This is a genomic window from Streptomyces hawaiiensis (assembly GCF_004803895.1).
GTDB classification, from domain to species: Bacteria; Actinomycetota; Actinomycetes; order Streptomycetales; family Streptomycetaceae; genus Streptomyces; species Streptomyces hawaiiensis.
This window is the reverse complement of record NZ_CP021978.1, coordinates 5,232,225-5,247,188: the sequence shown is the minus strand read 5'-3', so window position 1 is coordinate 5,247,188 and position 14,964 is coordinate 5,232,225. Positions and strand designations below refer to the sequence as shown.

Sequence of the window (14,964 nt, the reverse complement as noted above, 5' to 3'; positions counted from 1 at the left end):
GTCGGGCCGCCCTAGGCTGCCTGCCCATGGCCCGAACTACCCCGCCCCGCCCTGTCGACGTCACAGCGCTCTTCCCTGAGCTCGCACCCCTGGCCCGGTCCACGGTTCGGCTCCACCCCCGCGCCGGTGAGCCCACGACCGCCGACAGTTCGATCGGCGGGCCCCTGCTCTGGCCGGCCGACGAGCCGTGGCCGAGCTGCCCCGAGCACACCGGCCCCTGGCACCGCGGTCTCGCCCCGGACGACGTCCGGCTCCGGCGGCGCATCCTCGCGGAGGCATGGGCACGTCCCCGGGCGGACGGGGAGGAGTTGCTGACCGACGAGCAGCGGGTGATCGTCGACCGGGCGACGAAGAAGACCCGCATACCGCAGGACGGCCCGGTCCCGTTGGTGCCCGTGGCCCAGCTCTACGCCTCCGACATCCCGGGCCTGCCCTGCCCGGACGGTGCCGATCTGCTGCAGGTGCTGTGGTGTCCGTTCGACCACGCCCCGGGCTACCTGCCGTTCACGCAGCTGCGCTGGCGCACCGCCGCTGACGTGGCCTCGGCTCTCGCCGGCGCCCCGCAGCCGTCCGTCATCGGCAACGACGACTACCTTCCCGAGCCGTGCGTGCTGCATCCCGAGCCGGTCACCGAGTACCCGGCACCGCACGAGCTGCCCGAAGAACTCGCCGAGCGGATCAGCGCCTGGGAGGAGCAGAAGGAGGAGGCCGAAGACGGGGAAGCCGACGTCTACTACCAGTACGACCTCGCGGTCGCCCCCGGCAGCAAGGTCGGCGGCCACGCCCCCTGGAGCTTCTCCGACCCCTTCCCGATGGCCTGTGGCGAGTGCGGCTCGGGCGTCCGCCCGCTGCTCACCGTCGACGGCGTCGAATGGGACGGCGGCAGTGGAAGCTGGCGCCCGCTGGAGGACGCCGGCCACACCGGCCACCACACCGACGGTCCCGCCTGCGCCACGTACCTCAACATCGGACGCGGCTACTGCATGCAGCTGTACGTCTGCACCACCTCGTACGACCACCCGCATGTGCAGAACATGCAGTGACCCACCCCGGGTACGGCAAAGGGGCCCGCACGACCGAAGTCGTACGGGCCCCTTCGAGCCACTCAGGTCAGCAGACCCTCAAGCCAGTCCGAAGACTCACTTGTTGATCTTGGTGACCTGGCCGGCGCCCACGGTCCGGCCACCCTCACGGATGGCGAACTTCAGGCCCTCCTCCATGGCGACGGGCTGGATGAGCTCCACCTTCATCTCGGTGTTGTCACCCGGCATGACCATCTCGGTGCCCTCGGGGAGGGTCACCACGCCGGTCACGTCCGTCGTACGGAAGTAGAACTGCGGGCGGTAGTTGTTGAAGAACGGCGTGTGGCGGCCACCCTCGTCCTTGGACAGGATGTAGGCCTGCGCCTCGAACTCGGTGTGCGGGGTGACCGAGCCCGGCTTGATGATGACCTGGCCGCGCTCGACGTCCTCGCGCTTGATGCCACGAAGCAGCAGACCGACGTTCTCACCGGCCTGGCCCTCGTCGAGGAGCTTCCGGAACATCTCGATGCCGGTGACCGTGGTGGTGGTCTTCTCCTGCTTGATGCCCACGATGTCAACGGTCTCGTTGACCTTGAGGACACCACGCTCGATACGGCCGGTGACGACCGTACCGCGACCGGTGATCGTGAAGACGTCCTCGATCGGCATGAGGAACGGCTTGTCGACGTCACGCTCGGGCTGCGGGATGTTCTCGTCCACGGCCTTCATGAGCTCGAGGACGGAGTTGCCCCACTCCTTGTCGCCCTCGAGGGCCTTGAGCGCCGAGACCTTGACGACCGGCAGGTCGTCGCCCGGGAACTCGTACTCGGAGAGGAGCTCACGGACCTCGAGCTCGACGAGCTCCAGGATCTCCTCGTCGTCCACCATGTCGGCCTTGTTCAGCGCGACGACGATGTACGGAACGCCGACCTGGCGGGCCAGGAGCACGTGCTCCTTGGTCTGCGGCATCGGGCCGTCCGTGGCGGCGACCACGAGGATGGCGCCGTCCATCTGCGCCGCACCCGTGATCATGTTCTTGATGTAGTCCGCGTGACCGGGGCAGTCGACGTGGGCGTAGTGACGCGTCTCGGTCTGGTACTCGACGTGCGCGATGGAGATGGTGATACCGCGCTGGCGCTCTTCAGGAGCCTTGTCGATCTGGTCGAAGGCCGAGGCCTCGTTCAGGTCCGGGTACGCGTCGTGCAGCACCTTGGTAATGGCGGCCGTGAGGGTCGTCTTACCGTGGTCGATGTGACCGATGGTGCCGATGTTGACGTGCGGCTTAGTCCGCTCGAACTTCGCCTTCGCCACTGGGGTCCTCCTGGGGAGTGGTTCTGGTACGCCTTACTCATCGGCGCCAGGTGATCTTTGCTGGAAAGCCCGGGCCCCGGGGCACTCTCACCGCGATTGCGGCGGAATGCCCCTCAAGGCTCCGGAGTCAAGCCTACGGCGTGTAGACGCGGTGCGTTACTCGCCCTTGGCCTTCGCGATGATCTCCTCGGCGACGTTCCGCGGAACCTCGGCGTAGGAGTCGAACTGCATGGAGTAGCTCGCACGGCCGGACGTCTTGCTGCGCAGGTCGCCGACGTAGCCGAACATCTCCGAGAGGGGCACGAGGCCCTTCACGACGCGGGCACCGGCCCGCTCCTCCATGGCCTGGATCTGGCCACGGCGGGAGTTGATGTCACCGATGACCTCGCCCATGTAGTCCTCGGGCGTGGTGACCTCGACGGCCATCATCGGCTCGAGCAGCACGGGGCTGGCCTTGCGTGCGGCCTCCTTGAAGGCCTGCGAACCGGCGATCTTGAACGCGAGCTCGGAGGAGTCGACCTCGTGGTAGCCACCGTCGATCAGGGTGACACGCACGCCGGTCATCTCGTAGCCGGCGAGGATGCCGAACTGCATGGCCTCCTGCGCACCGGCGTCCACCGAAGGGATGTACTCCTTCGGGATACGGCCACCGGTCACCTTGTTCACGAACTCGTACGAGGCGTCGCCGCCCTCGATCGGCTCGATCGCGATCTGCACCTTGGCGAACTGGCCGGTACCACCAGTCTGCTTCTTGTGCGTGTAGTCGACCCGCTCGACCGCCTTGCGGATGGTCTCGCGGTACGCGACCTGCGGCTTGCCGACGTTGGCCTCGACCTTGAACTCACGGCGCATACGGTCGACCAGCACCTCGAGGTGCAGCTCGCCCATACCGCCGATGATGGTCTGGCCGGTCTCCTCGTCCGAGTGGACCTGGAAGGACGGGTCCTCCTCGGCCAGGCGCTGGATCGCGACGCCCAGCTTCTCCTGGTCGCCCTTCGACTTGGGCTCGATGGCGACCTGGATGACCGGCGCCGGGAAGTCCATGGACTCCAGGATGACCGGGTTCTTGTCGTCGGACAGCGTCTCACCGGTGGTGGTCTGCTTCAGGCCCATCACGGCGACGATGTCGCCGGCGCCCACCGCGTCGATCTCCTCACGCTTGTTCGCGTGCATGCGGTAGATCTTGCCGATGCGCTCCTTCTTGCCCTTGACGGAGTTCAGCACCGCGGTGCCGGACTCCAGGCGGCCCGAGTAAACCCGGACGAAGGTGAGCTTGCCGAGGTGCGGGTCGCTCATGATCTTGAACGCGAGCGCGGCGAGGGGCTCGTCCTCCGACGGCTTGCGCACGACGACCTGCTCCGGGTCCTTGACGTCGTGGCCCTCGATGGCCTCGACGTCAAGCGGGGTGGGCAGGTAGCGCACGACCGCGTCGAGCAGGGGCTGAACGCCCTTGTTCTTGAACGCGGTGCCGCAGAACACGGGGGTGACGGTGGTGCCGCCGCTCTTGCCGGACGCGATCGTGATACGGCGGATCGCGGCGTAGAGCTGCTCCACGGTGGGCTCGGTGCCCTCCAGGTACAGCTCCATCAGCTCTTCGTCGTTCTCGGCGACGGCCTCGAGCAGCTTGCCGCGGTACTCCTCGGCAGCCTCGGCGTGGGTGTCCGGGATGTCGACGGTGTCGTACATCTCGCCCTTGGTCGCCTCGGCCGACCAGACCAGGGCCTTCATCGTCACGAGGTCGATGACGCCCTTGAAGTCCGCCTCGGCACCGATCGGCAGCTGCATGACCAGCGGCTGCGCGCCCAGGCGGTCCGAGATCATGTCCACGCAGCGGTGGAACTCGGCGCCGGTACGGTCCAGCTTGTTGACGAAGCAGATACGCGGCACGCCGTAACGGTCGGCCTGACGCCACACCGTCTCGGACTGCGGCTCGACACCGGCGACACCGTCGAACACCGTCACGGCACCGTCGAGCACGCGCAGGGAGCGCTCCACCTCGACGGTGAAGTCGACGTGACCCGGGGTGTCGATGATGTTGATGGTGTAGTCGTTGTCCTCGAGCGGCCAGTGACAGGTGGTCGCAGCAGACGTGATCGTGATGCCACGCTCCTGCTCCTGCTCCATCCAGTCCATGGTGGCAGCGCCGTCGTGGACCTCACCGATCTTGTACGACACGCCGGTGTAGAACAGAATCCGCTCGGTGGTGGTCGTCTTGCCCGCGTCGATGTGGGCCATGATCCCGATGTTGCGGACCTTGGCCAGGTCAAGTGAAGTGGTAGCCATAAGGCTTCAGTCTTCTCTCGGTCTCGATGTGGGTAGCGACTACCAGCGGTAGTGCGCGAAGGCCTTGTTGGACTCGGCCATCTTGTGGGTGTCCTCGCGCTTCTTCACAGCGGCACCGAGGCCGTTGGAGGCGTCGAGAAGCTCGTTGAGCAGACGCTCGGTCATGGTCTTCTCGCGACGGGCGCGGGAGTAACCGACCAGCCAGCGCAGCGCGAGCGTGTTGGCACGACCGGGCTTGACCTCGATCGGAACCTGGTACGTCGCACCACCGACACGGCGGGACTTGACCTCGAGGGTCGGCTTGATGTTCTCCAGCGCGCGCTTCAGCGTGATGATCGGGTCGTTGCCCGTCTTCTCACGCAGACCCTCCATGGCGCCGTAGACGATGCGCTCGGCGGTGGAGCGCTTGCCGTTCAGCAGCACCTTGTTGATGAGGGAGGTCACCAGAGGAGAACCGTAGACCGGGTCGATGATGACCGGGCGCTTCGGGGCGGGGCCCTTACGAGGCATTCTTACTTCTCCTTCTTGGCGCCGTAGCGGCTGCGGGCCTGCTTGCGGTTCTTGACACCCTGGGTGTCGAGCGAGCCGCGGATGATCTTGTAGCGAACACCCGGCAGGTCCTTCACACGGCCGCCGCGCACGAGCACGATGGAGTGCTCCTGCAGGTTGTGTCCCTCACCCGGAATGTAAGCGGTGACCTCGATCCCGCTGGTCAGACGCACACGCGCGACCTTACGCAGGGCCGAGTTCGGCTTCTTCGGGGTGGTCGTGAACACGCGCGTGCAGACGCCGCGTCGCTGGGGCGAACCCTCGAGTGCGGGCGTCTTGTTCTTCTCGACCTTGTCCTGCCGGCCCTTCCGGACCAGCTGCTGGATCGTAGGCACTACTTCTCCGGTTTCTGTGTGCCGAATGGTGAAGCTAACCTGGAACATCTCCGACCCACGCGGTCGGGTGTGTCGAATCCGCGGAATCCCGCCGCCAGGCAGAAACGAGCGCGGATCACGGTGGCCGACATCAGCTCGCCGTGCGGTTCATGGCACACACGCGAGCCAGGGCACACCCCAGGCACAAGGTCTGAGCGTACCTACCGCATTCGCTGCGGTCAAAACAAATGGGCATCGCCCGCATCGCCATGGGGGACATGTCAAGCCCCCGAGCCGTTGTCGATCTTCAATTCGGTGGCGAGTGTCCGATATGCACTCCTTCAGGATGCTACGACGGACACCACCGTGAGCAACACCAGAACGAGTGCCCAGCCTGCCGTGGACAACCACCCGAGCACGAGCCCGGTCAGCGCGAGCCCGTCCCCCAGCTCTCCCCGGCTGCGGATCTCGGCCCGGGCCACATGCCCCAGCACGACCGCCGGAATCCCCGTCAGCCCCATCGTCGGCACGCACAGCAGCCCGCACACCCCGGCCGCGACGGCCTTCCCGTTGGTCCGGGGCCGCGGCACGGGCATGAACGTCGCCGGAACGGGCACGACCGAGGCCGACTGCGGCAGCGGCCCTTGCGGCAGATCCGCGACGAGCAGTGCCAGCTCTCCCACGGTCCGCGCCGCGTACGCCCGCCCTACCCGCCTCTCGAACTCGTCCTGCTCCATCCGCCCCTCGCCGTACCCGGCTCTGAGCACGTCCACGGCCCGCTCCCGGTCCGCATGCGACGCGAGCATCGACGGGGCCCCGGAGCCCTGCCAGGGCTGCCAGGACCGATAGGGCTGCGACACGGAGCACCTCCCCGAGGGCCGGAGTCCTTCCATCATGCGCCGAAGCGGAGGTTCCGGCACCGGTGCGTCCACGACAGGGCACCGCGTGTCGGGCCGGACGGCCGGCGGACACCTGAACGACCGCCCGGTGAAACGCCGAAGGGCGGCCACCCCGCAGGGTGACCGCCCTTCGTGACTCAAGCGACTCGCTTACTGGTTGTACGGACCGTAGTCGTAGTCCTCCAGCGGAACGGCCTGGCCGGAGCCCGTGCCGAACGGCGAGTAGTCGATGTCGTCGTAGCCGACGGCCGAGTACATCGCGGCCTTGGCCTCCTCGGTCGGCTCGACCCGGATGTTGCGGTAGCGGGACAGACCCGTACCGGCCGGGATGAGCTTACCGATGATGACGTTCTCCTTGAGGCCGATGAGGCTGTCGGACTTGGCGTTGATCGCCGCATCCGTCAGGACTCGGGTCGTCTCCTGGAAGGAGGCGGCCGACAGCCAGGATTCCGTCGCCAGCGAGGCCTTGGTGATACCCATCAGCTGCGGACGACCGGAGGCCGGGTGACCGCCCTCCTGGACCACACGACGGTTCTCGGTCTCGAACTTCGAGCGCTCGACCAGCTCACCGGGCAGCAGCTCGGCGTCGCCGGACTCGATGATCGTCACACGGCGGAGCATCTGCCGGATGATGATCTCGATGTGCTTGTCGTGGATCGACACACCCTGCGAGTTGTAGACCTTCTGGACCTCGCCGACCAGGTGGACCTGGACGGCACGCTGGCCCAGGATGCGCAGCACGTCGTGCGGGTTGGTGGCACCCACGGTGAGCTTCTGGCCCACCTCGACGTGCTCGCCCTCGCTGACCAGGAGCCGGGCACGCTTCGAGATCGGGAACGCCGTCTCGTCGCTGCCGTCGTCCGGGGTGACGACGAGCTTCTTGGTCTTCTCGGTCTCCTCGATCCGCACGCGGCCCTGGGCCTCGGAGATCGGGGCGACACCCTTCGGGGTACGGGCCTCGAAGAGCTCGACGACACGCGGCAGACCCTGGGTGATGTCGTCACCGGCCACACCACCGGTGTGGAAGGTACGCATCGTCAGCTGGGTACCGGGCTCACCGATGGACTGGGCGGCGATGATGCCGACCGCCTCACCGATGTCGACCAGCTTGCCGGTGGCGAGCGAACGGCCGTAGCACATCGCGCAGGTGCCGACGGCGGACTCGCAGGTCAGGACCGAGCGGGTCTTGACCTCCTCGACACCGCGCCGGACGAGCTCCTCGATGAGGACGTCGCCCAGGTCGGTACCGGCCGGGGCCAGCACCTGCCCGTCGACCACGATGTCCTCGGCGAGGCAGCGCGCGTACACGGACGTCTCGACGTCCTCGGTCTTGACCAGCCCGCCCTCGGCGTTCCGGTCGGCGATCTTCAGACGCAGACCGCGCTCGGTGCCGCAGTCCTCCTCGCGAATGATGACGTCCTGGGAGACGTCGACCAGACGACGCGTGAGGTAACCCGAGTCGGCGGTACGCAGAGCGGTGTCCGCCAGACCCTTACGGGCACCGTGCGTGGAGATGAAGTACTCCAGCACGGACAGGCCCTCACGGAACGACGCCTTGATCGGACGCGGGATCGTCTCGTTCTTCGCGTTCGACACCAGACCACGCATACCGGCGATCTGACGCATCTGCATCATGTTGCCTCGTGCACCCGAGTTCACCATCATGAAGATCGGGTTGGTCTTCGGGAAGTTGTCGTTCATCGCCTCGGCGACCTCGTTGGTCGCCTTGGTCCAGATCGCGATGAGCTCCTGCGTGCGCTCGTCCTTGGTGATCAGACCACGCTCGTACTGCTTCTGGACCTTCTCGTCCTGCGCCTCGTAGCCCTTGACGATCTCCTTCTTCGCCTCGGGAACGACGACGTCGGAGATGGCCACGGTGACACCGGAGCGGGTCGCCCAGAAGAAGCCGGACGCCTTCAGGTTGTCGAGCGTCGCCGCCACGATGACCTTCGGGTAGCGCTCGGCGAGGTCGTTGACGATCTCGGAGAGCTGCTTCTTGCCGACCTCGTAGTCGACGAACGGGTAGTCCTCGGGCAGCAGCTCGTTGAAGAGCGCACGGCCCAGGGTGGTGTTCAGCCGGAAGGTGTCACCCTGCTGCCACTCGGGCTCACCCTCCTCACGCGCCGGCGGGGTCCAGCCACGCGGCGGGATGGTGCCGACCGGGAAGCGGACGTCGATCCTCGACTGGAGCGAGAGCTCCCCCGCGTCGAAGGCCATGATCGCCTCGGCGACCGAGGCGAAGGAACGGCCCTCGCCCTTGAGGTCGCGCATCTCGCCGTCCGTGGTGAGGAAGAACAGACCGAGGACCATGTCCTGGGTCGGCATCGTCACCGGGCGGCCGTCGGCCGGCTTGAGGATGTTGTTCGAGGACAGCATCAGGATGCGGGCCTCGGCCTGCGCCTCCGCGGACAGCGGCAGGTGCACGGCCATCTGGTCACCGTCGAAGTCCGCGTTGAACGCGGTGCAGACGAGCGGGTGGATCTGGATGGCCTTGCCCTCGACCAGCTGCGGCTCGAAGGCCTGGATGCCGAGGCGGTGCAGCGTGGGCGCACGGTTCAGCAGAACCGGGTGCTCCGCGATGACCTCTTCCAGCACGTCGTACACGACCGTGCGGCCGCGCTCGACCATGCGCTTGGCGCTCTTGATGTTCTGCGCGTGGTTCAGGTCGACCAGGCGCTTCATCACGAACGGCTTGAAGAGCTCCAGCGCCATCGCCTTCGGCAGACCGCACTGGTGCAGCTTCAGCTGCGGACCGACGACGATCACGGAACGCGCGGAGTAGTCCACACGCTTACCGAGCAGGTTCTGACGGAAGCGGCCCTGCTTGCCCTTCAGCATGTCGCTGAGGGACTTCAGCGGGCGGTTACCGGGACCGGTGACCGGGCGACCACGGCGGCCGTTGTCGAACAGCGCGTCGACGGCCTCCTGGAGCATGCGCTTCTCGTTGTTCACGATGATCTCGGGCGCACCGAGGTCGAGAAGGCGCTTCAGGCGGTTGTTCCGGTTGATCACACGGCGGTACAGGTCGTTCAGGTCGGAGGTCGCGAAGCGGCCACCGTCCAGCTGCACCATCGGGCGAAGGTCCGGCGGGATGACCGGCACGCAGTCCAGCACCATGCCCTTGGGGCTGTTGCTGGTCTGCAGGAACGCGGAGACGACCTTCAGGCGCTTGAGCGCACGGGTCTTCTTCTGGCCCTTGCCGGTGCGGATGATCTCGCGAAGGCGCTCGGCCTCCTCGTCGAGGTCGAAGGACTCCAGGCGCTTCTGCAGCGCCGCGGCACCCATCGAGCCGTCGAAGTACGTGCCGAAGCGGTCACGCAGCTCGCGGTAGAGCAGCTCGTCGCCCTCGAGGTCCTGGACCTTGAGGTTCTTGAACCGGGTCCACACCTCGTCGAGACGGTCGATCTCGCGCTGCGCACGGTCGCGCAGCTGCTTCATCTCGCGCTCGGCACCCTCGCGCACCTTGCGGCGTACGTCGGCCTTGGCGCCCTCGGCCTCCAGCTCGGCCAGGTCGGTCTCGAGCTTCTTGGCGCGGGCCTCCAGGTCGGCATCGCGGCGCTGCTCGATCTGCTGGCGCTCGACGGAGACGTGGGCCTCCAGCGAGGGCAGGTCGCGCGTCCGGCGCTCCTCGTCGACGTACGTGATCATGTACGCCGCGAAGTAGATGACCTTCTCGAGGTCCTTGGGGGCCAGGTCGAGCAGGTAGCCCAGACGCGACGGAACACCCTTGAAGTACCAGATGTGCGTGACGGGGGCGGCGAGCTCGATGTGGCCCATCCGCTCACGGCGCACCTTGGCGCGGGTGACCTCGACGCCACACCGCTCACAGATGATGCCCTTGAAGCGGACACGCTTGTACTTGCCGCAGTAGCACTCCCAGTCCCGGGTCGGACCGAAGATCTTCTCGCAGAAGAGTCCGTCCTTTTCGGGCTTGAGCGTGCGGTAGTTGATCGTCTCGGGCTTCTTGACCTCGCCGTGGCTCCACTGACGGATGTCGTCAGCGGTGGCCAGACCGATCCGGAGCTCGTCGAAGAAGTTGACGTCGAGCACTATGCGTCAATCCCTCTCAGGGTTGTAAGTCATGGGGTCTGATACGGGGGTCCTGGGGCCGGCGGCCTTCATCGCGAAGGCCGCCGAACTCCCGTCAGACCTCTTCGACGCTGCTCGGCTCACGCCGGGACAGGTCGATGCCAAGCTCCTCCGCAGCGCGGAAGACGTCCTCGTCGGTGTCGCGCATCTCGATGGACATGCCGTCCGAGGACAGCACCTCCACGTTGAGGCACAGGGACTGCATCTCCTTGATGAGCACCTTGAAGGACTCGGGGATGCCGGGCTCGGGAATGTTCTCGCCCTTGACGATGGCCTCGTAGACCTTCACGCGGCCGGTGACGTCGTCGGACTTGATGGTCAGCAGCTCCTGGAGGGCGTACGCGGCGCCGTAAGCCTCCAGCGCCCACACCTCCATCTCACCGAAGCGCTGGCCACCGAACTGGGCCTTACCACCCAGCGGCTGCTGGGTGATCATCGAGTACGGACCGGTCGACCGGGCGTGCAGCTTGTCGTCGACCAGGTGGTGCAGCTTGAGGATGTACATGTAGCCGACCGAGATCGGCTCGGGGAACGGCTCGCCGGAGCGGCCGTCGAACAGCGGCGCCTTACCGGTCGGGAGCACCATGCGCTCGCCGTCGCGGTTCGGGATGGTGTGGTTCAGCAGACCGGCCAGCTCGTCCTCACGCGCACCGTCGAAGACAGGGGTGGCGACGTTGGTGCCGGGGGCGACCTGGTCGGCCTCGATGGCCTGCAGGCGCTGCGCCCAGTCGTCCGCGAGGCCGGAGACGTCCCAGCCGCGGCTGGCGAGCCAGCCGAGGTGGATCTCCAGGACCTGTCCCGGGTTCATTCGGGACGGCACACCCAGCGGGTTGAGGATGATGTCGACCGGGGTGCCGTCCTCCAGGAACGGCATGTCCTCGATCGGCAGGATCTTCGAGATGACGCCCTTGTTGCCGTGACGGCCGGCGAGCTTGTCACCGTCGGTGATCTTGCGCTTCTGCGCGACGTAGACGCGCACCAGCTGGTTCACACCGGGGGGAAGCTCGTCGCCCTCCTCGCGGTCGAAGACGCGGACGCCGATGACCTTGCCGATCTCGCCGTGCGGCACCTTCAGCGAGGTGTCACGGACCTCACGGGCCTTCTCACCGAAGATCGCGCGCAGCAGGCGCTCCTCGGGCGTCAGCTCGGTCTCGCCCTTGGGCGTGACCTTGCCGACGAGGATGTCGCCGGCGACGACCTCGGCACCGATACGGATGATGCCGCGCTCGTCGAGGTCGGCGAGGACCTCCTCGGAGACGTTCGGGATGTCCCGGGTGATCTCCTCGGGGCCGAGCTTGGTGTCACGGGCGTCGACCTCGTGCTCCTCGATGTGGATCGAGGAGAGGACGTCGTCCTGCACGAGGCGCTGCGACAGGATGATCGCGTCCTCGTAGTTGTGACCCTCCCACGGCATGAACGCCACGAGCAGGTTCTTGCCCAGCGCCATCTCGCCGTTCTGGGTGGCCGGACCGTCGGCCAGGACCTGGCCCTCGATGATCCGGTCGCCCTCGTTGACGATGACCTTCTGGTTGACCGAGGTGCCCTGGTTGGAGCGGGCGAACTTGGCCAGGCGGTACGTGATGTACGTGCCGTCGTCGTTGGCGGTGGTGATGTAGTCCGCGGAGACCTCCTGGACCACACCGGGCTTCTCGGCCTTGACCACGTCGCCGGCGTCGACCGCGGAGCGGTACTCCATGCCGGTGCCGACGAGCGGGGACTCGGACTTAATCAGCGGCACGGCCTGACGCATCATGTTCGCGCCCATGAGGGCACGGTTGGCGTCGTCGTGCTCGAGGAAGGGGATCATGGCGGTCGCGACCGACACCATCTGGCGCGGCGAGACGTCCATGTAGTCCACGTCCTCGCCGGTGACGTAGTCGACCTCGCCGCCCTTACGGCGGACCAGGACTCGTGCCTCGGCGAAGCGGAGGTCGTCCGTCAGCGGCGCGTTGGCCTGCGCGATGACGAAGCGGTCCTCCTCGTCGGCGGTCAGGTAGTCGACCTCGTCGGTGACCTGACCCTCGAAGACCTTGCGGTACGGGGTCTCGACGAAACCGAACGCGTTGACCCGGCCGTAGGAGGCGAGCGAGCCGATCAGACCGATGTTCGGGCCTTCGGGGGTCTCGATCGGGCACATGCGGCCGTAGTGCGAGGGGTGCACGTCACGGACTTCGAAGCCGGCCCGCTCACGGGAGAGACCACCCGGGCCAAGGGCCGACAGACGGCGCTTGTGGGTGAGACCCGAGAGCGGGTTGTTCTGGTCCATGAACTGCGACAGCTGGCTGGTGCCGAAGAACTCCTTGATGGAGGCGACGACCGGCCGGATGTTGATCAGGGTCTGCGGCGTGATCGCCTCGACGTCCTGGGTCGTCATCCGCTCACGGACGACACGCTCCATACGCGCCAGACCCGTACGGACCTGGTTCTGGATGAGCTCGCCGACGCTACGCAGACGACGGTTGCCGAAGTGGTCGATGTCGTCGGTCTCGACGACGATGTTCGTACCGCTGTCGCCGACCGTCTCGGTCTCGCCCGCGTGCAGCTTCACCAGGTACTTGATCGTCGAGATGATGTCCTCGACGGTCAGGATGCCCGCGTCCAGCGGAGCGTCCGCGCCCAGCTTCTTGTTGACCTTGTAACGGCCGACCTTGGCCAGGTCGTAGCGCTTGGGGTTGAAGTAGAGGTTCTCGAGCAGCGTCTGCGCGGCCTCACGCGTGGGGGGCTCACCCGGACGCAGCTTGCGGTAGATGTCGAGCAGCGCGTCGTCCTGGCCCTGGGTGTGGTCCTTCTCCAGGGTGGCGCGCATGGACTCGTACTCGCCGAACTCCTCGAGGATCTGCTCGGTGGTCCAGCCGAGAGCCTTGAGCAGGACGGTGACGGACTGCTTGCGCTTGCGGTCGATGCGGACACCGACCATGTCGCGCTTGTCGATCTCCATCTCCAGCCAGGCACCCCGGGACGGGATGATCTTCGCGGAGAAGATGTCCTTGTCGGACGTCTTGTCGATGGAGGAGTCGAAGTAGACACCGGGCGAACGGACGAGCTGCGACACCACGACACGCTCGGTGCCGTTGATGACGAAGGTGCCCTTACCGGTCATGAGCGGGAAGTCGCCCATGAAGACCGTCTGGGACTTGATCTCGCCGGTCTCGTTGTTGGTGAACTCGGCGGTGACGAAGAGCGGGGCCGCGTACGTGAAGTCGCGGTCCTTGCACTCGTCGATGGAGTTCTTCGGCGGCTCGAAGCGGTGGTCGCGGAAGGTCAGCGACATCGACCCGCTGAAGTCCTCGATCGGGGAGATCTCCTCGAAGATCTCCTCGAGCCCGGACTTGGTGGGGACGTCCTGACCGTTCTCGAGAGCCTCCTCGACCCGACTCTGCCAGGCGGTGTTGCCGAGGAGCCAGTCGAAGCTCTCGGTCTGCAGCGCGAGCAGGTTCGGAACCTCAAGAGGCTCCTTGATCTTTGCAAAAGAGATGCGCAGCGGGGCAGTGCTGGCGGCGTTGTTCGTATTCGCGGTCGAGGCGTTGCGCGAGGCGGCCAAGAGGGGGTCCTTCCGAGGGCTCGGACTCACTACGCGCGTACCGGCCCCTCTCCCGTACACGGAGACAAGCTGCGTCGGTCCGGCCGAAAGGCCAGGTCAACGGATCTTGTCGTCGATGCTCGGGCGAGGGCAGACCCCTGGTGACGGGCAGGGGACAGCTAACAGGCAGCGCAAAGGGTCAGTGTAGCCACTTGGCCCACTGATGTCCAGTGCGGGTCGTGAAACCCGTGTTCACCCTCGTTGTTCCACTCCTGCGACACGGCGCTGCCCTCAACGCACGTTGATACTGCCCTCTTCGTCGCCGATCCATGCCTCGGATTCGGATCCCTTGACGACGCGTCCTGAGAATTGCGCGCTGCGTGCGGTTCGTCAAGGCCCCCCTGCCCGATCCGGAGCCGCCCGGAGACACGACGAAGATCACCATACCCCCCGTCACAAAGGGTTCAAGGCAACCGTGGCCGGCCCCCGAGAACGCCGAAGAGCGACCACCCGGATGGATGATCGCTCTTCCGCGCTTACGCGTTACACGTCCAGCCGGACGTGTCGTGGATCCTGACGGATCCGAGGGTCTTACTTGACCTCGACGGAGGCGCCGGCGCCCTTGAGGGACTCGGCGGCCTTCTCGGCGGCGTCCTTGGCGACCTTCTCGAGAACGGGCTTCGGGGCGCCGTCCACGAGGTCCTTGGCCTCCTTCAGACCCAGGGAGGTCAGCTCACGCACGACCTTGATGACCTGGATCTTCTTGTCGCCGGCACCGGTGAGGATGACGTCGAACTCGTCCTGCTCGGCCTCGGCCTCGACCGGGGCGCCGGGGGCGGCGGGGCCCGCGACGGCGACCGCGGCGGCGGCGGTGACGTCGAACTTGTCCTCGAACGCCTTCACGAACTCGGAGAGCTCGATGAGGGTCATCTCCTCGAACTGCGCGAGCAGGTCTTCCTGGCTGAGCTTCGCCATGA

Annotated in this window: 9 protein-coding genes; 1 reads left to right on the top strand and 8 read right to left on the bottom strand. The window is 66.6% G+C overall.

The annotated features are described in order from the left end of the window. Window positions 1-26 precede the first annotated feature (26 nt). Complete coding sequence (locus CEB94_RS24295; protein ID WP_175434222.1) at window positions 27-1,043, top strand: hypothetical protein; 1,017 nt, start codon at window positions 27-29, stop codon at window positions 1,041-1,043. A 96-nt stretch (window positions 1,044-1,139) separates the two neighbouring features. On the opposite strand, the gene tuf is transcribed toward CEB94_RS24295, so the two are convergent. From tuf to rplL, 8 genes are all read right to left on the bottom strand, one after another. Further along, window positions 1,140-2,333, bottom strand: a complete 1,194-nt coding sequence (tuf, locus tag CEB94_RS24290; protein ID WP_030839706.1) for an elongation factor Tu — start codon at window positions 2,331-2,333, stop codon at window positions 1,140-1,142. A 156-nt stretch (window positions 2,334-2,489) separates the two neighbouring features. Beyond that, window positions 2,490-4,616, bottom strand: coding sequence for an elongation factor G (gene fusA, locus CEB94_RS24285; protein ID WP_175434221.1), 2,127 nt, complete (start codon window positions 4,614-4,616; stop codon window positions 2,490-2,492). Window positions 4,617-4,655: 39 nt separating this feature from the next. Further along, window positions 4,656-5,126, bottom strand: coding sequence for a 30S ribosomal protein S7 (gene rpsG, locus CEB94_RS24280; protein ID WP_003992340.1), 471 nt, complete (start codon window positions 5,124-5,126; stop codon window positions 4,656-4,658). Window positions 5,127-5,128: 2 nt separating this feature from the next. Then, on the bottom strand, window positions 5,129-5,500 hold the full coding sequence (gene rpsL / locus CEB94_RS24275; protein ID WP_003948652.1) for a 30S ribosomal protein S12: 372 nt from the start codon (window positions 5,498-5,500) through the stop codon (window positions 5,129-5,131). 320 nt (window positions 5,501-5,820) lie between these two features. Next, window positions 5,821-6,339: a DUF1707 and DUF4190 domain-containing protein gene (locus tag CEB94_RS24270; RefSeq protein ID WP_246111902.1), complete on the bottom strand. Its 519-nt coding sequence runs from the start codon at window positions 6,337-6,339 to the stop codon at window positions 5,821-5,823. 189 nt (window positions 6,340-6,528) lie between these two features. Further along, entirely contained in the window at window positions 6,529-10,428 is a 3,900-nt protein-coding gene (locus CEB94_RS24265) for a DNA-directed RNA polymerase subunit beta' (RefSeq protein WP_175434220.1), read from the bottom strand. Window positions 10,429-10,522: 94 nt separating this feature from the next. Beyond that, on the bottom strand, window positions 10,523-14,008 hold the full coding sequence (rpoB, locus tag CEB94_RS24260) for a DNA-directed RNA polymerase subunit beta (protein ID WP_175434219.1): 3,486 nt from the start codon (window positions 14,006-14,008) through the stop codon (window positions 10,523-10,525). 570 nt (window positions 14,009-14,578) lie between these two features. Further along, the gene (rplL, locus tag CEB94_RS24255) at window positions 14,579-14,962 is read right to left on the bottom strand and encodes a 50S ribosomal protein L7/L12 (RefSeq protein ID WP_175434218.1); all 384 of its coding nucleotides are present in this window, start codon (window positions 14,960-14,962) and stop codon (window positions 14,579-14,581) included. Window positions 14,963-14,964 lie beyond the last annotated feature (2 nt).

Coding starts and splice junctions, on each gene's coding strand:
- CEB94_RS24295 (WP_175434222.1), top strand. CDS start 27: ATGGCCCGAACTACCCCGCCCCGCCCTGTCGACGTCACAGCGCTCTTC.
- fusA (WP_175434221.1), bottom strand. CDS start 4,616: ATGGCTACCACTTCACTTGACCTGGCCAAGGTCCGCAACATCGGGATC.
- rpsG (WP_003992340.1), bottom strand. CDS start 5,126: ATGCCTCGTAAGGGCCCCGCCCCGAAGCGCCCGGTCATCATCGACCCG.
- rplL (WP_175434218.1), bottom strand. CDS start 14,962: ATGGCGAAGCTCAGCCAGGAAGACCTGCTCGCGCAGTTCGAGGAGATG.